The 24,498-nt window shown below is 60.8% G+C and carries 31 protein-coding genes and 1 tRNA gene; 21 read left to right on the forward strand and 11 right to left on the reverse strand.

Annotated elements, in window-relative coordinates:
* The first annotated feature begins 365 nt into the window (after positions 1–365).
* Positions 366–794 carry a 30S ribosomal protein S12 gene (locus A4G99_RS13295; RefSeq protein ID WP_007979666.1) on the forward strand — a complete coding sequence of 143 codons (429 nt, stop codon included), beginning with the start codon at positions 366–368 and terminating at the stop codon, positions 792–794.
* Positions 795–796: 2 nt separating this feature from the next.
* Positions 797–1,423: a 30S ribosomal protein S7 gene (locus A4G99_RS13300; protein ID WP_066144422.1), complete on the forward strand. Its 627-nt coding sequence runs from the start codon at positions 797–799 to the stop codon at positions 1,421–1,423.
* Positions 1,424–1,535: 112 nt separating this feature from the next.
* Here A4G99_RS13300 and A4G99_RS13305 read toward each other — a convergent pair whose 3' ends face one another.
* A complete protein-coding gene (locus A4G99_RS13305) occupies positions 1,536–2,333 on the reverse strand; it encodes an SDR family oxidoreductase (protein WP_066144425.1) in 798 nt (265 codons plus the stop codon).
* Between the two features lie 131 nt (positions 2,334–2,464).
* Here A4G99_RS13305 and A4G99_RS25960 point away from each other — a divergent pair, with 131 nt between their 5' ends.
* A complete protein-coding gene (locus tag A4G99_RS25960) occupies positions 2,465–2,887 on the forward strand; it encodes a helix-turn-helix domain-containing protein (RefSeq protein ID WP_223301871.1) in 423 nt (140 codons plus the stop codon).
* A gap of 78 nt (positions 2,888–2,965) precedes the next feature.
* Here A4G99_RS25960 and A4G99_RS13315 read toward each other — a convergent pair whose 3' ends face one another.
* Positions 2,966–3,727 carry a DUF5781 family protein gene (locus A4G99_RS13315; RefSeq protein WP_066144428.1) on the reverse strand — a complete coding sequence of 254 codons (762 nt, stop codon included), beginning with the start codon at positions 3,725–3,727 and terminating at the stop codon, positions 2,966–2,968.
* A 141-nt stretch (positions 3,728–3,868) separates the two neighbouring features.
* On the opposite strand from A4G99_RS13315, the gene A4G99_RS13320 reads away from it, so the two are divergent.
* The 13 genes from A4G99_RS13320 (at position 3,869) to A4G99_RS13380 (ending at position 13,266) form a co-directional block, all read left to right on the forward strand.
* A complete protein-coding gene (locus A4G99_RS13320; RefSeq protein ID WP_066144431.1) occupies positions 3,869–6,055 on the forward strand; it encodes an elongation factor EF-2 in 2,187 nt (728 codons plus the stop codon).
* A gap of 559 nt (positions 6,056–6,614) precedes the next feature.
* On the forward strand, positions 6,615–7,154 hold the full coding sequence (locus A4G99_RS13325; RefSeq protein WP_066144434.1) for an amino acid-binding protein: 540 nt from the start codon (positions 6,615–6,617) through the stop codon (positions 7,152–7,154).
* Positions 7,151–8,101 carry a homoserine dehydrogenase gene (locus A4G99_RS13330; RefSeq protein ID WP_066144438.1) on the forward strand — a complete coding sequence of 317 codons (951 nt, stop codon included), beginning with the start codon at positions 7,151–7,153 and terminating at the stop codon, positions 8,099–8,101. The genes A4G99_RS13325 and A4G99_RS13330 overlap by 4 nt, the downstream gene beginning before the upstream one ends.
* 144 nt (positions 8,102–8,245) lie before the next feature.
* Complete coding sequence (tuf, locus tag A4G99_RS13335) at positions 8,246–9,511, forward strand: translation elongation factor EF-1 subunit alpha (protein WP_066144441.1); 1,266 nt, start codon at positions 8,246–8,248, stop codon at positions 9,509–9,511.
* A gap of 3 nt (positions 9,512–9,514) precedes the next feature.
* Positions 9,515–9,823: a 30S ribosomal protein S10 gene (gene rpsJ, locus A4G99_RS13340; protein ID WP_007979652.1), complete on the forward strand. Its 309-nt coding sequence runs from the start codon at positions 9,515–9,517 to the stop codon at positions 9,821–9,823.
* Between the two features lie 155 nt (positions 9,824–9,978).
* Positions 9,979–10,596 carry a rhomboid family intramembrane serine protease gene (locus A4G99_RS13345; protein ID WP_066144444.1) on the forward strand — a complete coding sequence of 206 codons (618 nt, stop codon included), beginning with the start codon at positions 9,979–9,981 and terminating at the stop codon, positions 10,594–10,596.
* A 5-nt stretch (positions 10,597–10,601) separates the two neighbouring features.
* Positions 10,602–10,673, forward strand: a tRNA-Ala gene (locus A4G99_RS13350).
* Between the two features lie 176 nt (positions 10,674–10,849).
* Entirely contained in the window at positions 10,850–11,179 is a 330-nt protein-coding gene (locus tag A4G99_RS13355; protein ID WP_066144448.1) for a hypothetical protein, read from the forward strand.
* A complete protein-coding gene (locus A4G99_RS13360) occupies positions 11,176–11,682 on the forward strand; it encodes a hypothetical protein (RefSeq protein WP_066144452.1) in 507 nt (168 codons plus the stop codon). Before A4G99_RS13355 ends, A4G99_RS13360 begins: the two co-directional genes overlap by 4 nt.
* A complete protein-coding gene (locus tag A4G99_RS13365; RefSeq protein WP_066144455.1) occupies positions 11,675–11,914 on the forward strand; it encodes an AbrB/MazE/SpoVT family DNA-binding domain-containing protein in 240 nt (79 codons plus the stop codon). Before A4G99_RS13360 ends, A4G99_RS13365 begins: the two co-directional genes overlap by 8 nt.
* Positions 11,914–12,351, forward strand: a complete 438-nt coding sequence (locus tag A4G99_RS13370; RefSeq protein WP_066144458.1) for a type II toxin-antitoxin system VapC family toxin — start codon at positions 11,914–11,916, stop codon at positions 12,349–12,351. The genes A4G99_RS13365 and A4G99_RS13370 overlap by 1 nt, the downstream gene beginning before the upstream one ends.
* Before the next feature lie 108 nt (positions 12,352–12,459).
* The gene (locus A4G99_RS13375; protein WP_066144461.1) at positions 12,460–12,711 is read left to right on the forward strand and encodes a hypothetical protein; all 252 of its coding nucleotides are present in this window, start codon (positions 12,460–12,462) and stop codon (positions 12,709–12,711) included.
* A gap of 150 nt (positions 12,712–12,861) precedes the next feature.
* Entirely contained in the window at positions 12,862–13,266 is a 405-nt protein-coding gene (locus tag A4G99_RS13380) for a hypothetical protein (protein ID WP_066144464.1), read from the forward strand.
* Between the two features lie 114 nt (positions 13,267–13,380).
* On the opposite strand, the gene A4G99_RS13385 is transcribed toward A4G99_RS13380, so the two are convergent.
* Positions 13,381–13,962, reverse strand: a complete 582-nt coding sequence (locus A4G99_RS13385) for a hypothetical protein (protein WP_150123106.1) — start codon at positions 13,960–13,962, stop codon at positions 13,381–13,383.
* Between the two features lie 600 nt (positions 13,963–14,562).
* Here A4G99_RS13385 and A4G99_RS13390 point away from each other — a divergent pair.
* On the forward strand, positions 14,563–14,982 hold the full coding sequence (locus tag A4G99_RS13390; RefSeq protein WP_223301872.1) for an Lrp/AsnC family transcriptional regulator: 420 nt from the start codon (positions 14,563–14,565) through the stop codon (positions 14,980–14,982).
* Positions 14,983–15,144: 162 nt separating this feature from the next.
* The gene (locus tag A4G99_RS13395; protein ID WP_066144469.1) at positions 15,145–15,450 is read left to right on the forward strand and encodes a HalOD1 output domain-containing protein; all 306 of its coding nucleotides are present in this window, start codon (positions 15,145–15,147) and stop codon (positions 15,448–15,450) included.
* Here A4G99_RS13395 and A4G99_RS13400 read toward each other — a convergent pair whose 3' ends face one another.
* The 5 genes from A4G99_RS13400 to A4G99_RS13420 all read right to left on the reverse strand — a co-directional run bounded on the left by A4G99_RS13400 (position 15,451) and on the right by A4G99_RS13420 (position 19,015).
* Positions 15,451–16,059, reverse strand: a complete 609-nt coding sequence (locus A4G99_RS13400) for a uracil-DNA glycosylase family protein (RefSeq protein ID WP_066144474.1) — start codon at positions 16,057–16,059, stop codon at positions 15,451–15,453.
* Between the two features lie 9 nt (positions 16,060–16,068).
* The gene (locus A4G99_RS13405; RefSeq protein WP_066144477.1) at positions 16,069–17,352 is read right to left on the reverse strand and encodes a ribonuclease catalytic domain-containing protein; all 1,284 of its coding nucleotides are present in this window, start codon (positions 17,350–17,352) and stop codon (positions 16,069–16,071) included.
* A gap of 42 nt (positions 17,353–17,394) precedes the next feature.
* Positions 17,395–17,697 carry a hypothetical protein gene (locus A4G99_RS13410; protein ID WP_066144479.1) on the reverse strand — a complete coding sequence of 101 codons (303 nt, stop codon included), beginning with the start codon at positions 17,695–17,697 and terminating at the stop codon, positions 17,395–17,397.
* A 58-nt stretch (positions 17,698–17,755) separates the two neighbouring features.
* Entirely contained in the window at positions 17,756–18,235 is a 480-nt protein-coding gene (locus tag A4G99_RS13415; protein WP_066145222.1) for an RNA-binding protein, read from the reverse strand.
* Between the two features lie 75 nt (positions 18,236–18,310).
* A complete protein-coding gene (locus A4G99_RS13420) occupies positions 18,311–19,015 on the reverse strand; it encodes a DUF1028 domain-containing protein (RefSeq protein WP_066145225.1) in 705 nt (234 codons plus the stop codon).
* Positions 19,016–19,129: 114 nt separating this feature from the next.
* Here A4G99_RS13420 and sepF point away from each other — a divergent pair, with 114 nt between their 5' ends.
* Positions 19,130–19,489 (forward strand): cell division protein SepF, encoded by a 360-nt coding sequence (gene sepF / locus A4G99_RS13425; protein ID WP_066144483.1) that lies wholly within the window; start codon positions 19,130–19,132, stop codon positions 19,487–19,489.
* Here sepF and A4G99_RS13430 read toward each other — a convergent pair.
* From A4G99_RS13430 to A4G99_RS13440, 3 genes are read right to left on the reverse strand one after another with little or no spacing between them, the layout of a single operon-like run.
* Entirely contained in the window at positions 19,486–19,878 is a 393-nt protein-coding gene (locus tag A4G99_RS13430) for a DUF5611 family protein (RefSeq protein ID WP_066144485.1), read from the reverse strand. The two genes, sepF and A4G99_RS13430, sit on opposite strands and share 4 nt — an antisense overlap.
* Positions 19,879–19,928: 50 nt before the next feature.
* Positions 19,929–20,813, reverse strand: a complete 885-nt coding sequence (locus A4G99_RS13435) for an oxidoreductase (RefSeq protein WP_066144488.1) — start codon at positions 20,811–20,813, stop codon at positions 19,929–19,931.
* A 52-nt stretch (positions 20,814–20,865) separates the two neighbouring features.
* Positions 20,866–21,504, reverse strand: a complete 639-nt coding sequence (locus tag A4G99_RS13440) for an FAD-dependent oxidoreductase (protein ID WP_066144491.1) — start codon at positions 21,502–21,504, stop codon at positions 20,866–20,868.
* Between the two features lie 93 nt (positions 21,505–21,597).
* Between A4G99_RS13440 and A4G99_RS13445 the strand changes: the two genes are divergently transcribed.
* Both A4G99_RS13445 and A4G99_RS13450 read left to right on the forward strand, forming a co-directional pair.
* On the forward strand, positions 21,598–23,352 hold the full coding sequence (locus A4G99_RS13445) for a 2-oxoacid:acceptor oxidoreductase subunit alpha (RefSeq protein WP_066144494.1): 1,755 nt from the start codon (positions 21,598–21,600) through the stop codon (positions 23,350–23,352).
* Complete coding sequence (locus A4G99_RS13450; RefSeq protein ID WP_066144498.1) at positions 23,349–24,212, forward strand: 2-oxoacid:ferredoxin oxidoreductase subunit beta; 864 nt, start codon at positions 23,349–23,351, stop codon at positions 24,210–24,212. The genes A4G99_RS13445 and A4G99_RS13450 overlap by 4 nt, the downstream gene beginning before the upstream one ends.
* Positions 24,213–24,498: the final 286 nt, after the last annotated feature.

A 24,498-nucleotide genomic window follows, 5' to 3' on the forward strand; every position in this document is an offset into this window, starting at 1 on the left:
TTCGCTTCACTCCGGAAGACGCATCGCGTCTTCCGTGCCCTCGTTCGTTTCACTCACGAGGACTTCGTTCCGCTCAGTCGTTGGCCCGCTCGCTGTCGCTACGCTCCTGCTCGCGGCGAGTGTTCGACTCTTGCGATGGGGTGACATCCTGTTCGGGTAGTTTGCGGACGCCATCTCACGCTCGTTACGGACGAATTCCTTGACCGGTCAATGACACAGTCCGGTTCGAACGAACCATTTGACTCGGCTTAGAATCATTGAAACGCGCTCAGATCGCTTTATCGACCCCTTTCGAGCGACCTGCGGGCGTCTCTTCGCTTCCAAAAGGGGACGCTTAAGTACCTTCGTCGGATAGTCCACAGCATATGGCGAACGGCAAGTACGCAGCTCGTAAGCTGAAGAAGGACCGCCAGAAGCATCGGTGGTCTGACTCCGATTACGCCCGACGTGAGCGTGGTCTCGGGGAGAAATCCGATCCCCTCGAAGGCGCGCCGCAGGGCCGAGGTATCGTGCTGGAGAAAGTGGGCATCGAAGCGAAGCAGCCCAACTCCGCGATCCGAAAGTGTGTTCGTGTCCAGCTCATCAAGAACGGAAAGCAGGTCTCCGCGTTCTGTCCCGGTGACGGCGCGATTTCGTTCATCGACGAGCACGACGAGGTCACCATCGCCGGTATCGGTGGTGCGAAAGGTCGTGCGATGGGTGACATCTCCGGTGTCAACTACAAGGTCGAGAAGGTCAACGGCGTGAGCCTGAAAGAACTGGTTCGCGGAAACGCGGAGAAACCGGTCCGATAACCATGAGTGCAGAAGAAGAAGAACAACCGGAAGCGGAAGCGGAAGAGGAAGTCGGCACCGAAGGCGACGAGATGGCGGCGAAGCTGTTCGGTACGTGGGACGTCTCGAACATCGAGTTCAACGACCCCAGCACCGAGCGCTACATCAACATCACGCCCGTCGCGCACACGATGGGCCGCCACGCATCGAAGCAGTTCCAGAAGAGCGAGGTCAGCATCGTCGAGCGCCTCATCAACCGTCTCATGCAGACGGAGGAGAACACGGGCAAGAAACAGCAGACGATGAAAATCGTCCGCTCCGCGTTCGACATCGTTCACGACCGTACCGAGGAGAACCCCGTTCAGGTTCTCGTCCGTGCAGTCGAGAACGCCGCCCCGCGTGAGGAGACCGTCCGCCTGAAGTACGGTGGTATCTCGGTCCCGAAGGCAGTCGACGTCGCGCCCCAGCGCCGCGTCGACCAGTCCCTGAAATTCATCGCGGAAGGCGCGCTCGGCGCGTCCTTCAAGACGTCCACCGACGCTGAAGAGGCACTCGCCTCCCAGCTTATCGGCGCTGCGGACTACGACGTCCAGACCTACGCGGTCAACCAGAAAGAAGAGAAAGAGCGCGTCGCCGCCGCGGCCCGCTAAATTTCTCCCGGATATTCTCTCGTTTATCGCTCCTTGAGTGACGAGTTCGGAGACGACGGTGCCGACGTTCCGTGACAACTGCTTTACTATCGCTTCTTCGTGGAGAAAGCGTTCACCACTGGAGTCCGTGCTCTTCCTCGAAGTACTCCGATGGACCGATGAACTGTCCCGACGGTCCATCCGCCGGAAGGGTTGCCGCACGGACGACGAACGACGCTCCCTCTTCGACGGGACGACCGCCGCTGAAATCGTGGAGCGCGGTCGAGGTGTAGCCGGGAGCCGCCGCGTTCACGAGAACCGCGTCGCGCAGTTCGGCGGCATAGACAAGCGTCATCGCGTTCACCGCTGCTTTCGACGAATTGTACGCCAGTTCGTTGAACCGGTTTTTCGAACTGGCGAGGAGCGCCATGGATCCGAGCTCGCTCGATACGTTCACTATCCGTCCGGCTGGTGCCCGGCGAAGCAACGGAAGCATCGCATGCGTCACGGCAACGACCCCGAAGACGTTGACTTCGTACGTCCGTCGCATCATCCCGTCGGTAACCTCGCTGGGGGGTCGTTCCCCCTCGTTGGAATTACCGCCAAGGCTGACCCCGGCGTTGTTTACTAAGACATCGAGTCGGCCGAATTCGTCTTCGATGCTCCGTACCGCGGCCTCGATGGTGGCTTCGTCAGTCACGTCGAGCCGAACGAAGCGTGCATCGATTCCATCCTCCCGAAGCGTCTCCGTCGCTTCCTCGCCACGCTGTTCGTGACGCGCCGAGACGAAAACCGTCATCCCTCGTTCGCCTAACTGCCGAGCAGTTTCGTATCCGATTCCCTTGTTCGCGCCGGTGATCAGTGCGACTTCGCTTTGCTCAGCATCAGATTCAGCGGAGGAATCCGAGTTGACCACGTGAGTACGATCCATGTGCAACTACGCCTCGGATCGGTGCATGAATAAGTTGTCAAGACCCAAGCATGAAAGCAAGGCCCAAGCTCGGGTGTTGCTTCGTCACTTGGACCAATAGCCGTATTAGAAACCGTCTCGATAGTGAATCCGTGAGCCAACACGAACGTGAGGCGGACTGGAGTGGTCTCCTCTCGGATATCGATGCTCAAATACCTCCCGCGGAGGGTGTCCCCGAAGCGAGGTCCAACGAGAAATCGGATTTGCTCACCTTTTTGGGCAGCGCATACATGCTCAAGGTCCTGCACGAGTTCGTACTGGACCCCGGCCCGTGGCGGTTCAACGAACTTCGGGAGCGGCTGGACGTTCCCCCGACGACGCTCACGAACCGGTTGAAGGAGTTGACGGACGCGGGGCTCGTCGTACGCGAGTCGTACGACGAGATTCCACCGCGAGTCGAGTACACGGCAACCGAGAAGCTGCTCGATTTCAGGCCCGTATTCGGCTGTCTCGGGATATGGGTGGAGAAGCACGGCTGGGAGGAGGTTCGTTCAGAGGCTCCGGAAGAATCGTAATCCCTACCGAGTCCATCTCGTAGCGAACGTCGTATTCCGCCGTCCGAAAGAATTCGGTTCCCTAATCCGCTCGATTCCCTAGTCCGCCGCTTGTTCGGAACCACCTTCTTCGCCACCGAGGACGTATTCACGGGCGGCGTCGACCAGCGCTTTTCGGTACTCGCTCTCGGTGGGGTCGTCGCCGAGCGAGAGGAAGCGGTATTTGAACCCCTGTACGTCAACGGACGGAGCGTCACGGGAAGCGGTTCGGGCGAGGTCGTAGAGGCGGTGGTCCCGCTCGACGAGGTCGTGGCGCTCGACCATGGCGAGCGCGAACGCGGCGTTGACGGCCGTCATCTCGGGGTCGGAGGTCGCGGTCAGTCGGCGGCCCGGAAGTCGTTGCGGACGGTCGGCGACCAGCGCCGCGAGTTGCGATTCGAGGAAGGTGACGAGTTTGTCGCTCGGACCGAGGTCGAGCGTGATGTCGTCGGCGTAGATGTCCTTCATGTGATTGGCGATCTGGTAGCAGTGAGTGAGTTTCCGACGCTCGACCGACCGACCCGCGAAGGCGAGGAACAGCGCCTCGGCGGTCGATTGGGTGTGTGAGGGGTGGGACTGCTCGTTACGGGCCATGTGCGAGTACTCGTGGAGTGCAAGTTCGCGGGCCATCACGCTGGTCGCGGCCTGCCGGGAGATGTTGAGGACGTGGTGGCCGTCGGGGTGGGCGGTCCACGTTCGTTCGTCCGGATCGTCGCGCACACGAACGTGAACGGGTCGTTCGAGGTCGAGTTCGGTTTCGAAGAGGTCGGAGGCACTGAGGAACGGGTTGGGGGACGTAGAACCGTGTACTCGAATATCCATGCGTGCTGTTGTCACGCTCTGAATGGGCATTACTCTTGTGCCATATGTGACTGTTTAGCAGGGTAATGGGCCGTTTCCAGCCGTTTTGTGGGCGGGAAAACACTACGCTTTTCAACCTCGTACAGGTAGGGATACCCATATATGGGTAGACGAAAGAAAATCGTCGAACAGTGTGAGCGGCTCATGGACAAGCCGGAACAGATCCGGAACATCGCCATCGCCGCCCACGTCGACCACGGTAAAACGACGCTGACGGACAACCTTCTCGCTGGTGCGGGCATGATCGCCGACCAAGGCGAAGCCACCCAGTTGATGATGGACACGGAGGAGGACGAGCAGGAACGCGGTATCACCATCGACGCGGCAAACGTCTCGATGACCCACGAGTACGAGGACAAAGACCACCTCATCAACCTCATCGACACGCCGGGTCACGTCGACTTCGGTGGCGACGTGACCCGTGCGATGCGTGCCGTCGACGGTGCGCTCGTCGTCGTGGACGCTGTCGAAGGCGCAATGCCGCAGACGGAGACCGTCGTCCGACAGGCGCTCCGCGAGGGCGTTAAGCCAGCCCTGTTCATCAACAAAGTGGACCGACTCATCTCGGAACTCCAAGAGGGTCCCGAGGAGATGCAACGCCGCCTGCTCAACGTCATCGACGACGTGAACGAGCTGATCCGCGGCATGACCGAGGACATGGACGACGTGGACGACTGGACCGTCTCCGTCGAAGAGGGAACCGTCGGATTCGGGTCGGCACTCTACAAGTGGGGTGTCTCCATGCCGTCGATGCAAGCGACGGGCATGGACTTCGGGGACATCATGGACCTCGAACGCAACGACAAGCGCCAAGAACTCCACGAGCGAACGCCGCTGTCGGACGTCATCCTCGACATGGTCTGTGAACACTTCCCGGACCCCATCGAGGCGCAACCGCGACGTATCCCACGCGTCTGGCGTGGTGACGACGAGTCCGAACTCGCAGAGCAGATGCGACTCGTGGACCCGGACGGCGAAGTCGTCCTGATGGCCACCGACATCGGTATCGACCCGCACGCTGGCGAAATCGCCGCCGGTCGTGTCTTCTCCGGAACGCTGGAGAAAGGCCAAGACCTCTACGTCTCGGGAACCGCCGGAACGAACCGCGTTCAGAGCGTCGGTATCTACATGGGTGGCGAACGCGAGGAAGTGGAGCGCGTCCCTGCCGGGAACATCGCGGCAGTCACCGGTCTGAAAGACGCTATCGCCGGTTCGACGGTATCGAGCGTGGAGATGACGCCGTTCGAGTCCATCGAACACATCAGCGAACCCGTCATCACGAAGTCCGTCGAGGCAAAGAGCATGGACGACCTGCCGAAACTCATCGAGACGCTTCGACAGGTCTCCAAAGAGGACCCGACCATCCAGATCGACATCAACGAGGACACGGGTGAACACCTCATCAGCGGACAGGGTGAACTCCACCTCGAAGTCATCACCCAGCGTATCGAGCGCAACCAGGGAATTCCGGTGACGACTGGTGAGCCTATCGTCGTCTTCCGCGAGAAGGTCCAAGGAGCGACCACCGAAGTCGAAGGTATCTCCCCGAACCGCCACAACCGGTTCTACCTCACGGTTGAACCGCTGTCGGACGATATCGTCGAGAAGCTGAAACTCGGGGAGGTTTCGATGGACATGCCCGAACAGGAGCGCCGTGAAGTGCTCCAAGAGGCTGGCATGGACAAGGATATCAGCCAGAATGTCGAGGAGATTCACGGGTCGAACATCCTCATCGACAACACGAAAGGTATCCAGCACCTGAACGAGACGATGGAACTCGTCATCGAAGGTCTGGAAGAGGCGCTCGACAACGGTCCGCTCGCTGGCGAACCCGTCGAGGGAACGCTCATCAAGCTCAACGACGCACGTCTCCACGAGGACACCATCCACCGTGGTCCGGCACAGGTCATCCCTGCGGTCCGGCAAGCAGTGCACAACGCACTCATCCACGGTCACGTCAAACTCCTCGAACCGATTCAGAACGTCCGTATCGACGTTCCGAACGACCACATGGGTGCCGCGTCCGGCGAGATTCAGGGTCGCCGTGGCCGCGTGGACGACATGTACCAAGAGGGTGACCTCATGGTCGTCGAGGGTATCGCGCCCGTCGACGAGATGATCGGGTTCTCCTCGGACATCCGCAGTGCGACGGAAGGTCGTGCGTCGTGGAACACGGAGAACGCCGGGTTCCGCTTTATGGCGGACAACCTCCAGCGCGAGACCATCATGGAGATCCGAGAGCGCAAAGGCATGAAGTTGGAACTCCCGCAGGCCGTCGATTACTTCTAATCGAGGACTCCCTCGAACGTCCTTTCTTTCGTGCAGTCACGAACCGAGGAGCTGACGCCCTGCGCTGCTGTTCGATGGATATCTCACCGCGTAGAATCATCGCCATCGCACCGCGTAGAATCACTGCCGTTTCACTGCACGTGGCTGTGGAGTCGCTAGCATCGCTCGCCGAGCGTTTTCAGATCGGTGAGAAGGTACCGTCAGTTACAGCCGCGAACAGCTATCGGTCCCCCCGGAAGACGATCTCCGCGTCGCACACGGGGCACACTTGGTTTCGACTGTCGAACGCGGTCTGGCAGAACGCACAGACGTGATCCTGCTTTCGACTCGTACCGGAACTACTCGCACCGACTGCATCGGTAAATCTCATGTTCTATCACCGATTCGTCGGTTCACCCTCCATGGATATTACTACGACCCCGTTAACTACTGTCACAGGAACTGACTAACACCGGTTTCGCACCGTTTTGCTCCGTTGCATCCCGTCCCCCGCTTGCGATTGGATAATTTTGCGACCGTCTGAAGGCTTATACTGCTCCATCACCCCACTCCAGTCATCATGGCGGATCACGACGAGGGGCGCGTACAAGCATACACGGTTCGGCTGGAACTATCGGACGAACCGGGTCAACTGCTCCGTGCCTTGAAACCTATCGCCGACCACGGTGGCAACTTGCTCAGCGTCTTTCACGAACGCGGGTCGCTCACACCACGCGGCAACATTCCGGTCGAAGTGGATTTCGAATGTCATCCGAACCGGTTCGAGACCATCGTCGCGGCGCTTCGAACCGCGAGCATCAACGTCATTCGAGCGGGTGCGGAACGATACGACGAGGAGATTACCGTCATCCTCACGGGGCATATCATCGATACCGACGTTTCGGACACGCTCTCCAGAATCACGACGGAATCGAACGCTTCCGTCGTCGATATCTCTCTGTCCGCACCCGAAGGGACGAGCGACGTGTCGAGTGCTCGACTGCGCCTCGCCACGGATTCCACCGAGACGAACGACGTTCTCGACACGGTGGCCACCATCGCCGGTGAGAAGGAATTACGCGTCATCCAGCCGCTGACGGACGGGGAGGCGGTAGCATGAAACTCGCGGTGTTCGGAGCCGGTGCTGTCGGTCGGTCCGTAGCCGAACTGGCGGCCGAGTACGGCCACACGGTGACGGCGCTCACTGATTCGTCGGGTGCCGTCGTGGACGCGGACGGTATCGGTGTGGAGTCTGTACTCGCGCGCAAGCAGAGCGACGGAACCGTCGGGGACGCCGACCCCGAAACGGCGCTCGAAAGCGAGTACGACGTGCTCGTCGAGGCGACGCCGACCACCCTCGGCGATGCACAACCCGGTTTCGGCCACGCGCGCGAAGCGTTCGCCAGGGACCGTCACGTCGTGCTGGCGAACAAGGGACCGGTGGCGGAACGATACGACGAACTGCGTGCGCACGAACGCGACAGCGAAGGAAGTCTCCTGTTCGAAGCGACTGTCGGCGGTGCGATTCCCGTACTCTCGACCATCGAGGACGTCGGCGCGGACAACGTCACGGCCGTTCGCGGCGTACTCAACGGGACGGCCAACTTCGTTCTCTCGCGGATGGCCACCGAGCGACTGAGCTACGAACACGTCCTCGCCGAAGCACAGGATTTGGGAGTGGCCGAAGCCGACCCATCGTTCGACGTGGACGGGACGGACGCCGCGCTGAAATGCGCCATCCTCGCCAACGTACTGTTCGACGGTGGACACACGCTTTCGGACGCGGACGTCGATGGAATCCGCGATTTGCCGGGGAGTGCGCTCGAACTGGCGGCCGAGGACGGGTGGACCATTCGGCTGGTCGGCGAAGTCGCCCGGGACGGTGTCAGCGTCGGTCCGCGTCTCGTCCCCGAAAACGGGACGCTCGCGGTGTCCGGAACCCGGAATATCGTCCAATTCGAGACGAAGTACGCCGGACGACTCAACATCAGCGGACGCGGTGCGGGCGGCCCCGAAACGGCGACGGCAGTGCTGGCCGACGTGACGCGGCTCGAACGCGAATCGTAGCCGCCCCCGTGTTCATTTTCACCATGACATCTGTTGCCATTAACCGCCAGACGGCGGCGAGATGGCTCGCATAGCGTATCGAAATGGTTTTAACCGCTTCTGCCAAATAATTCCTCCAGAGCGCATCTGCGCGTGAGATATACAATGAGCGACAAACCACACCAGAACTTGGCCGTCATCGGCCACGTCGACCACGGTAAAAGCACGATGGTCGGGCGACTCCTCTTCGAGACAGGGAGCGTCCCGGAGCACGTTATCGAACAGCACCGCGAAGAAGCGGAAGAGAAGGGTAAAGGCGGCTTCGAGTTCGCCTACGTGATGGACAACCTCGCAGAGGAGCGAGAGCGTGGTGTCACCATCGACATCGCCCACCAAGAGTTCGACACCGACGAGTACTACTTCACCATCGTCGACTGTCCGGGCCACCGTGACTTCGTGAAGAACATGATCACGGGCGCATCGCAGGCAGACAACGCTGTCCTCGTCGTCGCCGCAGACGACGGTGTCGCGCCCCAGACCCAGGAGCACGTCTTCCTCTCGAAGACGCTCGGTATCAACGAGCTCATCATCGCGGTCAACAAGATGGACGTCGTCGACTACAAGGAAGACACCTACGACGACGTCAAAGAGCAGGTTTCGAAGCTCCTCAAGCAGGTCAACTTCAAGTCCGACGACGCGACGTTCGTCCCCACCTCGGCGTTCGAGGGTGACAACGTCTCCGAGTCCTCGGACAACACGCCTTGGTACGACGGCCCGACGCTGCTCGAGGCCCTCAACGACCTCGACGCACCCGAGCCGCCAACGGACGCAGACCTCCGTCTGCCCATCCAGGACGTCTACACGATTTCCGGAATCGGTACGGTTCCGGTCGGACGTGTCGAGACGGGTACGCTCAACGTGGGCGACAACGTCTCGTTCCAGCCGAGCGACGTCGGTGGCGAAGTGAAGACCGTCGAGATGCACCACGAGGAAGTTCCGAAAGCGGAACCCGGCGACAACGTCGGTTTCAACGTGCGTGGCATCGGCAAGGACGACATCCGTCGCGGTGACGTGTGTGGCCCGGCCGACAACCCGCCGAAAGTGGCCGACACGTTCCAGGCTCGCATCGTCGTGATGCAGCACCCGAGCGTCATCACGGCCGGTTACACGCCGGTCTTCCACGCCCACACGGCGCAGGTCGCGTGTACCATCGAGTCCATCGACGCGAAGATCAACCCGTCCACCGGTGAAATCGCGGAGGAGAACCCCGACTTCATCAAGTCCGGTGACGCAGCAACCGTCACGGTCCGACCGCAAAAGCCACTCAGCATCGAGCCTGCGGGCGAGATTCCGGAACTCGGTTCGTTCGCAATCCGTGACATGGGTCAGACCGTGGCAGCAGGTCAGGTCCTCGAAGTCAACGAGAAGTAAACGATGCAGCAAGCACGTGTCCGACTCGCAGGAGCCAACCCCTCGGACCTCGACGACATCTGCGACGATGTCCGTGAGATCGCCGAGAAGACCGGCGTCTCCCTGAGCGGTCCGATTCCGCTCCCGACGAAGACGCTGGAGATCCCGACGCGCAAGTCGCCCGACGGAGAGGGCACTGCGACGTGGGAACACTGGGAGATGCGCGTCCACAAGCGCCTCATCGACCTCGACGCCGATGAACGCGCGCTTCGACAGTTGATGCGCATTCAGGTTCCGAACGACGTCAGCATCGAGATCGTCCTCGAAGACTGAACCGAGGAACTCACCGGTTGCGCGGATACCCGCGCGACGGAAATCTTTGCAAATCTTCTTTCGTTTTTCACCCATCGACCAGCGGTTGTGCCGTCACGACGACGAGCGGTCGTCCCGTGGTGTCATTTTTTGTGGTCTCGGTGACGAGTAGTGGTATGCGTCTTTCCCGCTCACCGACGATTCAGACGCTCGCCGTCTGTCTCGTCGTCTTCGTCGTCCAATCCGCGGTTCGGTTCGTCAGCCCCGCGTTGGCGCTGGGGCTGTTCGCGCTCTCGCCGCCCGTGGCGGGCCACGTGTGGACGCTGCCGCTGAGCGTGTACTCACACGCCGGGTTCGCCCACCTCTTCTCCAACGCCGTCGCGCTGGTGCTCGTCGGGTTCATCGTCGAGCGCGGGACGACGACGGCCCGCTATCACGCCTTCTTCCTCACGGTGGGGATGGCGGCCGGACTGGTGCAGGTGTGGGTGACGGAACTGTTCAGCAGTCAGGTCCCCGCCGTCCTCGGAGCCAGCGGCGCGATTCTCGGCCTGTACGGCTACCTCATCGCCAGCAACGACATCTCGGAGGCCGTGTTCGGCCGCCTACGCCTCTCGCGCCGCGCGCAGGTCCTCATCGTCGTCGTCTTCACGACCCTCGTCACGCTGATGACAGCGGCTCCTGGCGTCGCCCTGCTCGCCCACTTCACCGGCTTCGCACTGGGGCTAATCGCGGGACGCCTTCACATCCTCCGCACCGAAACACAAGCTACAAGTAACGCACGGATGGTACAATAATTCGAGGGCTCGTAGATCAGTGGCAGATCGCTTCCTTCGCAAGGAAGAGGCCCCGGGTTCAAATCCCGGCGAGTCCATCGAAGTTTCACTTTCCTGCGAAGGCACCAAAAACTGAAGAGAGACAGCGTAGCGTCCCCGTTTCACGACGGCACCGAGTGAGAAGAAGACCCGTTTCTGATAGAGTTCGAGTGGCGACTCCAACCGGGTCGAAGCCGTCACCCGATTGGGTCGAAGGATCGCGGGGGTAGTCGGCATGAGTGGGCGTCACGGAGAGAGGCGCACGAGAGTTGATGTTGACCTCGACGAGAACGAGGCGACCGTCGAAGTCGTCAAGCGTCGCCAAGTAACTGACCTCTTCGACGAGAACGGCGAACTGCGGCTGTGGCAAGATGCCGCCGGATGGAGCGGGTATTTGGTTGAAGATGGCAACTTTTTCGAGGTCAATTGGCACCGACACAGCGAAGGGTGGATCAAGTTCGATGAGGTCGATGCGGAGACCGTCGTCGAGGCGATTCGTGATCACATCAAGGACCCAGCAGCGGGAGAAGCTGGTGTCTTCGTCAGGAGGTGTTCGCCTCCATGAGCGCTATCTCTCAAAAAGACGCCGAGACTGGCGACCTGCTGAATTTCTCGGTGCTGGCCCGCAACAAGCGGAGTTCGTGGGAACGTGCGGACCCGAAAAACGCTGCCATCGACCCGATTAGCAGCTACGGCTGGCGCGTGATTCTCCCTGGTGGAAATGTTCATGTGGTGGCGCTCGCCAAGCAGCGAGACCGCTACGTTGGCCGGTGTGACTGCAAAGGATTCCAGTTCCACGAGGGGGCGTGTGCACATCTGTGCACCCTCAGGAAAGCCGACTTCGTCGGTGCCAAGGACATCTACGGCGACCCGGTGAAGATCGCCACCACGGAGGTCAAAGAGTCGCCTCCGACGCCCGACCTGTCCGTACTCACTCGTGCCGAGAGAAACGCCTACGTCGCTACGAGAATCGGCGATGTCGGCGTGCGAGTCGAGCTGGCGATTCCCACTCCCAATTTCCGGGGTAATTGTTTTGAACCTACACCCCCAACCTATCAGTATGTCTGAATTCGAAACGACGGTGAATAGCAGCTACTCGGCGACGATCCCCGCCGAGGTACGCGAACAGATCGACCTCGAACCCGGCGACCGGTTGCATTGGACCGTGGACGAAGATGGCCGACTCGTGGCCGAAATCATCCGCGAACGCATGGGGCACATGGCCGACATGGAACCCATCGACATGGGCGAAACCGACGCTGTGGAGGAAACTGAAGTGCGCTCCTACGAGTACGACTGATGGGAGGGGAAGCTCTCGTAGACGCGAACGTGCTGCTCGGCTGGCGCTCGAAGCGCGACCAGTGGCACGACGAAGCGAAACCAATCGTCGAGGCGATTGATCGAGGCGACCTCCCGCGCGGCGTCGTCACATCGCCCAACCTCATGGAGACCATCACGCCAATTCAGCACCGTGCGGGCGGCAAGGAGGGCGTGAAAGTGCTCAACGCCATTACCAAGAGCGGCGGCTTTCGAATCCGTCACATCGCCCAGGAGGACTTCGACCGAGCACAAGCGCTCATCCGACGGTATCCCGACGTTGAACTCCCTGACCTCACGACCGTCGCACATATGCAGCGAACCGACATCGAGTACATCTATTCTTTTGACGACGACCTCGACCGTTTCGAGGAAATCACCCGACTCACCACTGCGACGAATCCCTACTCTCCTGAATAAACCAAATCCCCTTCAAAGTGAACGAGGTTAGGCCATCTGCTCGACTTCTTCGACGAGCGAGGGATCGACGATACGACGGTCCTCTCGGGGAGGACGCTGTCGGACTTCGTGGCGTGGCGACGCGACGAAATCGCGCCGATCACGTTGCAGAAGCAACTGACGACGGTGCGCGTCTTTTTGCAGTGGCTGGCGGACATCGACGCGGTGCGTGATGGACTCGCCGTAGTCCCCCCCCCTCGCTCACTTCGTTCGCTTGGTGGCGAGGCGATTGGTGAGTGTTCCGCAGGACTCGCCACCGGACCGCCGCCCGTTCGGAAAAGCCGAAGCGAGTATCGACAAGGAGTCGGTAACAGCCAGTAGTTTCACGGAATCGAATACGTAGTAGTTCCCTGATTCATCTGGACAGCGCCTGGGGACGATGGTTGAAAAGGCCTGACTCGAAAACGATGGGTATAGTAAATATATGCCTCGGTCGTACTCGTTCTCCGCCACCTCCGACGGCGAAGAACGATGACGTTTCCAGCCCAGCGCCTTCCGGACGGGAACATTCTGGCTCCGCACCACCTCTACATCGGTGTGTTAGCGGCGTACATCGTCTGCTGGGTAGCCTCGAACCGCATGCCCAAACGAGAGGCATGGGCCACCGTGACAGCGCTGACGGTGGCGCTGTTCGGCTTCCTCTTCGTGTGGCCGGATTACCCCGCCACAGGAGCGTTGCTGACACTATCGGGTATCGTAGGTGCGTTACTGGCGGTGGTGTTCCGTTCGTTCTGGTCGGACAGCGCGTCCGATCTCCGGTTGGCGGCGCTGTTTGGCGTGCTCATCGCGCTCGATGACGCCGTGTCCCACTCCTTCGGCGTTTGGACGCCGCTCGATTGGTTCTGGCACGTCTATCTGATTCATCTCGTTACTTGACGGCTTCTCGATTCATTTCGACGATATAGTGAGTTCAGGAACCGCAAGGACCCATCTTCGCGAGTCAACTACCACCGTTTACGACGAGTACAAGCGAGAGTGGCGAGTGGGAGGTTATTCGCGAACGACGTGGTAAACCAAGCCGCCGAGTGAACCGACGACGAGGGGGAGCAGGAGGCCCATGAACAGGAGCGTGTCGAGGTACCTCGGACCGACGCGCGCGGTCACGCCGATGGCGGAGACGTGTTTCGAGGCGATGTACGCGCCGACGAGACTGATCGGCAGGTAGCCGACGACGACGTGTGCGCCGTTCAGTGCCGCGTGCGGGGCCGTCCGGGCGCGACCCAGGTGAGAGGCGAGGAGAACGCCACCGATGAAGATGACGACGAGCGGGAGGAGATGGAGGAACTGGATATACGGATCCGAGGAGTTGGCGATCAGATCGACGCTGTTCCGAAGGTAGTCGGAGTCATCGGAACCGGAGATGGTTTGGGAGATTTCGACGAATTGCGCGTTGTAGAAGTACCACGTGACGACTTGCCACTTCTCGGCGGCGAACGAAAAGGTCGGCAACTCGTCGAGCGTGACGAAAGCCCACGTCAAGCCATAGCCGCCGAGAAACGCCCCCACACCGGCTAAAAGCCCGGAGATTAGCCGGTTTCGGTAGGTATGGTTTATCCGCCTCGTTGCTTGCATGGTGAGTGGAGTATTCTATCAACCCATAAGCCTTGTCGAGTCGTGGGAAATTCCAAATCAATAAGTGTGACATATTATCCTCCCAAATCGAGAGCGATACCCACGACCGTTCTCCCGAAACGATCCGTAGCACTCGATTCGACGCTCGGTTCTCTTCGACCCACTCGTGTTTCCGATGGGTCCGGCGGGCGGAGAAGTCCGGATGCCCGACGATCCTCTCAACACGACAGACAAGAGGATTGTTCAGTAAAATCCATCATTTCTCGGACCGTTTCACGGCCCAAACCCCGCGAAAACCGGCTGCAAACCGGAATTTGACCGACACGGGAAATCCGGTCCGGCCACCGTTTCACCGAGTTTTTCCGAGGACGCCTCGCTTATTCGGAATATAATAAAGGGGGTAGCGGTGTTCGTATGAAATACGCCCGAAGCCCGGGTGTACTACTAGGCAAGTGTTCGACGGTGCCGGAGGCTCTGGTGGCGAGTTGGCTTCTCGCCATGTTTCGGCCATGCCTCCCACGAAAGTTTGTCATCTCGAACGCGTGCCGACTTTTTAGGAACAGGATACGAATAGTGAGAAGCGGTTTCGATAACAAACCAATGAGCAACGACACACTGGACGACGTAGACCGGGGCATCCTTCACTTGCTCCAAGAGGACGCACGCAACATGACGACGACGGAAATCGGGGACGCTGTGGGTGTCTCCGCCAGTACCGTCGGAAATCGACTCCAACGTCTCGAAGAGGCGGGAGTCATCAGAGGCTATCACCCACAGATCGACTACCACGAGGCGGGATTCCCGCTCCGCGTTCTCTTCATCTGCACCGCTCCGATTCCCGAGCGCGAGGAACTGGCGGCGGAGGCACTCGACGCGTCGGGCGTCGTCAACGTCAAGGAGATCATGGTCGGCGTGCAGAACCTCCACGTCGAGGCGTCGCGACGACCCGCGAGGACGCGACCGAGGTCAGCAAACAACTCGACGACATGGGTCTGGACGTCGTCGATCAACTGCTGGTGAAAGACGAACACATGCAACCGTACGACCACTTCGGTCAGAAGGACGTCTCCGACTGACACCGGGAATTATTTCGAAATTGGGGAAATACTATCTTTAGGATGGGATTCACACAGATTTATCCGACATACTTAACCATTGACGAATCTTAAGGGAAGTACTGGAATGGAACATACTTCCTACCATTTGCAGGACGGCGAGCGGCCCAGTACCGCCGTCGTCAATGCGATCGCGGACCACGAGGACGCGTCACCCGACGAGATCGGTCCACGTCTATACGACGCTGTCGACCCCGATGCATTGGATTCGTTGTTTCGGCCGCGAGTCGATGGGCAGGTTCGGATCGGCGGCAAAGCGGTATTTAGCTACCGTGGGTACGAGATCACGTACGAAAGCGACGGGATGATACACATCACGGACGACACGGACACACCGTCCGGTGCATCCGAAACTGCACCTGCAGACGAGTGATCAAACCAACGCCGAGAGTTCGGAACCGATAGCCGCAACGTATTCCGGTCGGTCGTAGCCGAGTCGCTTCCGCCAGACGTTCTCGTAGGATGGATGAAGCAGTGGCAATGCCGTTACGCCGAGCCGTTCGCATTCGACCGGCGAAAGCACGCGGTCGAGAAAGCCGTTCATTCGAATCGACTCGAAGTCGAACAGGAGTTTCGTGGCGTGTTTTCCCGTCGTGACGACGACGGACGGGTCGACCCGTTCGATTTCCGTTTGCAAGTGATCGAAGCAGTTCGCCAACTCCTCGGCACGCGGCTCGCGGTTCGAGCCGTCGTCTCCCTCGGGAAAGCACTTCACGGCGTTGGTGAAGTAGGCGTCGTAGCCGAGTTCGACGAACAGTCCCCGGATTTTTCGACCCGAGTGCCGCGTGGTGTAGGCCATTCCCGTCCAGTTGCCCCCCTGCCACAGTTCGGCGTCGGGTTCCCCGGCACCGGGCGCTTCGCCCACGACCATCACGTCGGCATCCACTGGACCGGTCCCCCACGAAATCCGGTTTCGACACGCGACGAGTTCGGGACAGCGCGAGCAGTTCGGTTCGAGGACGTTACGGGAGTCGGGGAACATCGATCGCGTCTACTCGTCGTCCTCGACGACCTCGATGCCGCGGTTGTTGACCGCGTTGGGGTCGAGCCCGACCTCTTCGAGGAACTGTTTGTACTCGCGCTCACAGGCTTCCGCGTCGGCCTGTTTGTCGCTCGCGCGGTCACAGAGCGCCACGAGGTCCTCGGGCACGTCGTTGGTGTAGACGATCCAGTGGTTGATGAGGTCCGACAGCCGACGGATGGGACTGGTGAAGTGGCCGTAAATCTCGAAGTTCAGCGCGTGGTGGCCGCCGAACGGATCGCTCATGTAGCGAGCGCGGGGCATCACCTTCATCACGGCCCACTGGATCTTGTCGAGTTGTCGCCCCGGCGCTTCCTCCAGCGTGGCGTTGACGGCCATCCGCGGGTCGTCCCACGTACTACCCGGAATCGAAACGCCGTTCAAGTCCTGAATCTCCTGGAGCGCCTTGCCCCACTCGTCGGGCGTCGGTTGCGGGTGAACTCGGTACATCGCCTCGACGCCGCGGCCCCACATCAGTTCGTGCGTGACGGCCTTGTTCGCCTTCAGCATCGACTCCTCGATGATGGTGTGGGCGCGGTCACGTCGCGGGTTCAGGACGAGACTGCCGTCCTCCTTTCGCTGCTCGTGCATCCGGTCGGCGAGTTCGAAGGAGAGTTTACACTCCTCGTGGAGCGGGGCGTCCTCGTCGTCAAGTCGCTCCTCGGCCTGCGAGTAGGTGAGTCGCTCGTCGCTCCGGATGACGGATTTGTAGATGTCGATGGTCTCGTACGAGAGGTTCTCCTTGTCGAGGTGCATCTCGACGGTGTGGGCGAGTCGGTCCTCGTCGGGGACCAGAGAACAGACCGTCTCGGCCAGCATCGGCGGGAGCATGTGAATCGTGTAGGCAGGGAGATACACCGTGTTCCCGCGTTTGACCGCTTCTTCCCACATGTTCGATTCGGGGTGGACGTAGTGGGTCACGTCGGCGATGTGGACCCAGAGGACGTACTCGTCCTCGTGCTCCTCGACGGAAATCGCGTCGTCGAAGTCCTGTGCGTCGACGGGGTCGGTCGTCCACGTCGTCATCTCACGCAGGTCCTTGCGCTCGTCGGCCTCGTCCTGAATCTCCTGTTGAATGTTCTCGGTCCGCTTCTCGGCCTCCGTCATCACGGGGCCGGGAAACCCGTCCCTGATTTCGAACTTCTCGAACAACTGTTCGCGCTTGCTGTCGAGTCGCTCGGCGAGATCTTCGGAGATTTCGACCGGCCCTTGGCCTTCGGCGGTGCCCGCCTCGGCCTGTGCGTCGCTCGTCATGCCCGCCGATAAGGGAGTTAGGAAGTTAGGCGTATCGACTGACTATCCTTCCCGTTCTTCCAGCGGGCCGTATCGGTCTCGGATGGCGGTTTCGTACCGGGCTAAAAACTCGTCCTGTTCGACGTGGTCGGCGTCCATCTCCACGAGAAGCCCCTCCAACTCGTCGCGGGGCTGATGACACAACTCGCGGTGACACGCCTTACAGAGGTGCTCGAAGGTCTTTCCGTTGCGCTCCCAACGGTTCCCCTCCTTGTCGTACTCGCGCGCCGCGGAGCGCCGAACGGCATCGCCACACGCGATACAGTCGACCGACTTTCTCTCCCGGGTCCACCGGGAACCCCACATATCACGTCCTTCGACGCCCTCACACTTCGCCTTTTTGCCGGGAACGTTTCGGGTCCGATCAGACTACGAATTCGTAGAGGTCGTCCCCAACGAAATGGACCGACTCGACCACCTTTCCGGAGTCGCCGACCATCTCGTCGCCGTCCGTCTTCGCACGCCCGATGGCGAGCACCTTGCCGTGGGTCTCCTCGGCGATGGCCACGAGGTCACCCGATTCGATGTCGTCGCTCGCTTCCACGATTCCGGGGCGCATCACGTCGGCACCGTCGCTGACGAACGAGACGGCACCCGCGTCCACGGTGACGACGCGCTTCGTCGGCGGGTAGGCGTTCGCACCCTGAACGGTGAGGAACGGTTCGTCGTCGGTGTAGAAGACCGTCGGTTCCCCGTCCACGAGGACGATGTCGAACTCCGAATCCTCCAGTTCCACGAGTTCGTAGGTGTCGGCATCGAGTTCGACGCCGAGGGTGTCTTCGAGCGCCGCGTCGATCTCCCGAACCTCGTCGCTCCGGAGATGATGGCGAGATTTGACTTCCATAATCCGTCGTGCGTTCGTCTCGTCTATAAACCCACCCGTTTCGACCGGCATCGTCCGCATCGAGGGTCGTACGTGCTACGTATCGTCGTTCCCGTCATCGTTCGCCGCTTCGTAGCGCTCGACGGCGGCGGTGAACCCGTCACCGGCGAGTTCGTAGGCCTCCCGTAGGTCCCTGATCGGCGTTTCGGTCGCGTCCACGCGCAGGTCGTTGTAGTACGGGTCCGTCTCCTCGGGTTCGGTCGTCTCGATCAACAGCGCGGCGCTCTGGACGTTCAGTTCCTCACGCTTGTCCCCGCCTTCGGCGTAGCCCGCGGCCAGCGCGTCGATGAGTCGTTGGGCGAGCGGCCGGTCCTCGTCCGCGCTCTCGCGGTACGCGCGTGCCGTCTCGGCGACGACGGATTCGCCGGTCAGCAGGTTCCCGGCGACGGTGTAGTTCTCGCCGCTCTCGTGGCCGTACCAGCCGTGACACTCCTCCCCGGAGAAGGTGAACGTCCCCTCGGCATCCACGCCGTGCAGTTGCCGGTTCTCCGCGCCGTCGTCGGCGTTGAGCAGCGCCGTGAGCGCGTCGTCGATCGCGAGGCCGTCGTCCACGTACTCGATACCCTTCCGTCCGAGTTCGACGTTGACGAGGCTCTGGGTGGCAATCGCCCCGTTTTCGCTGGCGAATGGACAGAGCGTTCCGACCCCCGGGAGGCGTGTCGTCACCGCGACGCCGAACCGCGTCTGGTCGTCCCCGTTTTCGTCCGTGTACCCCTCTCGGACGCAGATGCTGAACGTCATGGAGAGGCGAACACAGCGTGCGAGCAAAAAAGCGCGTTTTTCGACTGCTCTACGTGCTCGCTCGTTGCTCCGTCTGACGTAAGAACTATACTCGTTCGATTGCCCCGTAGTTCTATGGGATTCATGAATAAGATTCTCGGCGAGACGCAATCGGGAAGCGCCGGGGATTATGTCGAGCTGGATTTGGACGACTTCGAGACCACACCCAGCGAGTCGGGATTGAACGTTCACATCGCCGAGATCCAAGGACAGCAGGACGTTATCGCCATCAAAGACGCCGTCTACGACGGCGACATCGTTATCGCTGACATCACTCGACTTCGGACGCAGGACACCACCGTCGAGCGCATCACTGACGAGCTTCAGCAGGTCGCCCGCGAGGTCAACGGCGACATCGTTCAGAAAGGTGATGATCAGCTTATCGTGACGCCGACCGGTGTCAACGTCAGTCGAACAAAACTCGGTCGGAATTAGACGTTATCCGGCGTGTCCGCGTCGTCTTCGACGGTTCGCTTCAACGAGTCACGGCGTGCCTTCGCGTCGCGGCCGGTCGCTTCGAGAAGGAACTCGTTTTTCTTGCTCACCGCGTCGGCGGCAGCGTCGGCGTTCCCCTCCGCGATGACGTCCTCGGCGGGACGCTCCTCGAAGTCAACGGCGAGTTTGTCCTTCTTTCCGCTGTACGATGCGGCACCGGCCACGATTCGCTTGAAAACGGGGTTGTCCGGTTCTTCGACCACGTAGAGTTCGTGTCCGTTGAAATCCTCGGTATCCGTTATGGGACCGAAGTAGTCCTCGATGCTCGCTTTCAGGTCGGGCATTCTGTCTTCGAGATGCTCACCGCGTCGCATTTTGTATTCTTTCATGAGTTGGACCCAGATTAGAGGGGTGGATGTTTACCCTTTTCGCGTCGCGTCTACTCGTGTTCGCTCAGGTATCCTTTCCGACATTCCGGACAGATGTCTCCCGCACGGAGTGACGAACCCGAGGCAGCACCGCCGAACTGCCCGCATTCGGGACAAATGAGTTCCGCGCTCGGACTCGATTCCGAGGCTTGGTCCGGTTGGGGTGCCTCCCGTGCGCGTGTGAATCCCGTTTCCCGCTGTGGTTCGGGCCGCGTGGTCCGCACGAACCCCGTTTCCTCACTGGTGTCGGCCTCCACAACCTCGGCACCGTCCTCCGCGTGAGGCGTGCTTTCCGGCGTCAATCCGCCACCGAAGCTCACCTCGACGTCGCTCCCGTCATCGACTTGTGCGTCGAACCCCTCGTCATCGAGTCCGGTATCGGGCCAGTCCGTCGACCCGCGGGCCGACTCGTCCACGTTCGTGTCCTCGGGGTCGGGCCACTCGCCGTGACCGCGGCCCTGTTCCTCGACCTCGTCGTCTTCGTCGTCGAGGATGACGCCGTCGTCCTCGTCCGCGCTCTCCGGCGGATGGAAGTCATCATCGTTGAAACCGACCGGTTCCGGGTCCGACTCGACCGTTTCGTCGATGATTTCCGTCTCGGATTCCGGTCCGGTCGTCATCGGTTCGACCGATTCCTGTTCGGTCGGTGTCGGTTCGGCCGATGCCGATGCCGCTAGCCCCTCTTCCGTCCTGCTTTCAATCGGTTCCGGCGTCGGTTCCGGTTCCTCGATAGTCGTGACTTCCTTGTTCTCGCTGATGACGCTTTCGGCGCCACAGCGCTGACATTTCTCGAACTCCCGAACCGCGACCACCACTTCGTTACCTTGCTCTTCGCGCTCGCGCTCGATTTCGGACTCGCCGTAGTCGTGACCTAACAGCGAACATCTGAGACCCATTAAGTGAGGGTTATTTTCACGGTGTGATAAAAGGGTACTGTTTTTTTGGACCTCAGCCGAAGTTTTCGGACTTCGCCTCGTCCGGGTCGTGCCCGACCGTCGCCAGAACGTCCCGTGCTTCCGTCAGGAACGGCGTGAATCCGTAGATAAATACCTGTCCGTCCGCGCGCGAGAGAACCGTCCGCGCGTTCTCGCTCTCGGGAAGCGGTTCGTCGGTGATGACGACCGTCGCACCGCCCGCTTCCAGTTCCCGCAGTCGTTCCTCGTGGACGGGGGCGTCGTCCTGATAGACGATGGTCACGTCGCCGCCCGCCGCGAGCGCGCGCTCTCCGATTCCGACTGCCGGGCCGACACCCGGTCCGCCCGCGAGAACGACGACGCTCGGTTCGCCCTCGTAGTACGACCGCCCGAACGGACCGGCGATTTCGACGGTCTCTCCGGCATCGCGCGCCGCGAGCCAGGGGCCGAGTTCGCCGTCCGGGTCGACGGCGACCGTGATCTCGAACGTCCCCTCCGCGTCGGGCGACGAAAGGGTGTAGTGGCGCGTAATCTCCTCGCCATCGACGGTTCCCGCGACTTGCAGGAACTGTCCCGGCCGAGCCGAAAAGTCCGAAGGTGCCTCGATCTCCAACGCGATTGTATTTCCGCCGACATTACTCACCGACTTCACTTCGACCTCAGTTCCATCCATATCCTACCTTTGGCCGTAAGTACCAAATTCCTTGCCGATTCACCGAGTCCGCTTCAGAAGGCTTTTGATTTGCCACCGGGTAGCCTAGCAACGATGCAAGACCTGAACTGGGCCATCGGCGGCGAAGCCGGCGATGGAATCGATTCGACCGGGAAAATCTTTGCGCAAGCACTCTCCCGGGCGGGCCGACATGTCTTCACGTCGAAGGATTTCGCGTCCCGTATCCGAGGTGGGTACACCGCGTACAAGATTCGGTCGTCTACCGACCGAATCGAGAGCGTCGTGGACCGATTGGACATTCTCGTAGCACTGACCCAGCGGACGATCGACGAGAACCTCGATGAACTTCACGAGGACAGCGTCATCATCTACGACGGGGAACGAACGGAGATGGAGGACGTCGACATTCCCGAGGAGATGATCGGGCTGGCCGTTCCGCTCCGCAGCCTCGCGAAGGACGCTGGCGGAACCATCATGCAGAACATCGTCGCGCTCGGCGCTGCCTGCGAAGTAACGAACTTCCCCATCGAGAACCTCGACAGCGCACTCGAGAAGAAGTTCGGTTCCAAAGGTGAGGCCATCGTCGAGAACAACAAGAAAGCCGCCCTTCTCGGGCAGGAGTACGTCCAGGAGGAGTACGATCACGACTTCGATTACGACGTCGAGACGACGGACAACGACTACGTCCTGCTCAACGGTGACGAGGCCATCGGGATGGGCGCACTCGCCGCGGGATGTCGGTTCTACTCCGGCTACCCGATCACGCCGGCGACGAACGTCATGGAGTATCTCACGGGCCGAATCGAGCACTTCGGCGGCACCGTGATGCAGGCCGAGGACGAACTGTCGGCCATCAACATGGCGCTCGGCGCGGCGCGCGCAGGCGCACGTTCGATGACGGCGACGTCCGGTCCGGGTATCGACCTGATGACCGAGACGTTCGGCCTCATCGCACAGAGCGAGACGCCGCTCGTCATCTGTGACGTGATGCGCTCCGGTCCATCGACCGGGATGCCGACCAAGCAGGAACAGGGCGATTTGAACATGACGCTGTACGGTGGCCACGGCGAGATTCCGCGGTTCGTCGTCGCACCGACGAACATCGCAGAGTGTTTCCACAAGACCATCGAGGCGTTCAACTTCGCCGAGAAGTACCAGACGCCGGTCTTCCTGCTCGCCGACCTCGCGATGGCGGTCACCGAGCAGACGTTCGCGCCCGAGGAGTTCGACATGGACGCGGTCGAAATCGACCGCGGAAACGTCGTGGACGAGGACGACATCGACGCGTGGACGGACGAACAGGACAGGTTCCAACCCCACTTCCCGACCGCGGACGGCATCAGCCCCCGCGCGTTCCCCGGAACGAAGGGCGGTGCCCACATGTCCACCGGTCTCGAACACAACTCGCTCGGTCGCCGGACGGAAGACACCGAGATTCGTGTCGAGCAGGTCGACAAACGCAACCGCAAGGTCGAGACGGCCAAGGAAGAGGAGGACTTGACGCCGCGCGAGTTCGGTGACTCCGACTCGGACACGCTCGTCATCTCGTGGGGGTCGAACGAAGGGCCGATGCGTGAAGCCCTCGACTTCCTCGAAGCGGACGACGTGAGCGTTCGGTTCCTCTCGGTTCCGTACATCTTCCCGCGTCCCGACCTCACCGAGGACATCGAGTCCGCGGACACGGTCATCGTGGTCGAGTGTAACGCCACCGGGCAGTTCGCGGACGTTCTCGAACACGACGCGCTTACCCGTGTCGAGCGGATAAACAAGTACAACGGTATCCGATTCAAGGCCGACGAACTGGCTGACGATATCAAGGCGAAACTCGGACAGGAGATAGAAGCATGAGTTCAGAGGTTCGATTCACCGACTTCAAGTCGGACAAGCAACCGACGTGGTGTCCCGGATGCGGTGACTTCGGGACGATGAACGGGATGATGAAAGCACTCGCCGAAACCGGCAACACGCCGGACGACACGTTCGTCGTCGCCGGTATCGGCTGCTCCGGTAAGATCGGGACGTTCATGCACTCCTACGCCATCCACGGCGTTCACGGACGTGCGCTCCCGGTCGGCACGGGTGTCAAACTCGCCAACCCCGACCTCGAAGTGATGGTCGCGGGTGGTGACGGTGACGGGTACTCCATCGGTGTGGGTCACTTCATCCACGCAGTTCGACGCAACGTGGACATGTCCTACGTCGTCATGGACAACCGCATCTACGGACTGACGAAGGGACAGGCCTCGCCGACCAGCCGCGAGGACTTCGAAACGAGCACGACGCCGGAAGGCCCCAAACAGCCGCCGGTCAACCCGCTCGCGCTCGCGCTCTCGGCGGGCGCGACGTTCATCGCACAGTCCTTCTCGACGGACGCACAGCGTCATGCGGAAATCGTCCAGAAGGCCATCGAGCACGACGGCTTCGGCTTCGTGAACGTCTTCTCGCCGTGTGTCACGTTCAACGACGTGGACACGTACGACTACTACCGCGACGCCATCGTCGACCTCGCGGACGAGGGTCACGACCCGCACGACTACGACGCGGCAAAGGAGAAAATCCTCGACGCCAGCAAGGAGTATCAGGGCGTCATCTACCAGGACGAGGACAGCGTCCCGTACGGCGAACTCCACGGTCTCGGGAAGAACATGACCGAGATTCCGGACGGCGCACCCGAGGACGCGATGGACCTCGTGCGCGAGTTCTACTGAAGCAGTTCGGGTTCCATTTCGATTTTGTTTTTTCCGCAACGACCAGCCAACCCGCTGTCGACCGGCCATGGTAGTGTGAGACACAGACACATCTGACCATCCGCTCACGACGAAAACCCGGTTCATCAAGCCGTTTGCGCCTGTTTTTTATGAGATGAACGGTAAGAAGGTATAGAGATGACTGCGGACATGTGTACTGTCGTTAGCGGCACCGGGTGTTCCCCCGCCGTGACGACATTCGACTCTTATGACACTGGCCGACGCTGCGACGGAACCGACGGCCGTT

Source organism: Haladaptatus sp. R4 (assembly GCF_001625445.1).
Lineage (GTDB): Archaea > Halobacteriota > Halobacteria > Halobacteriales > Haladaptataceae > Haladaptatus.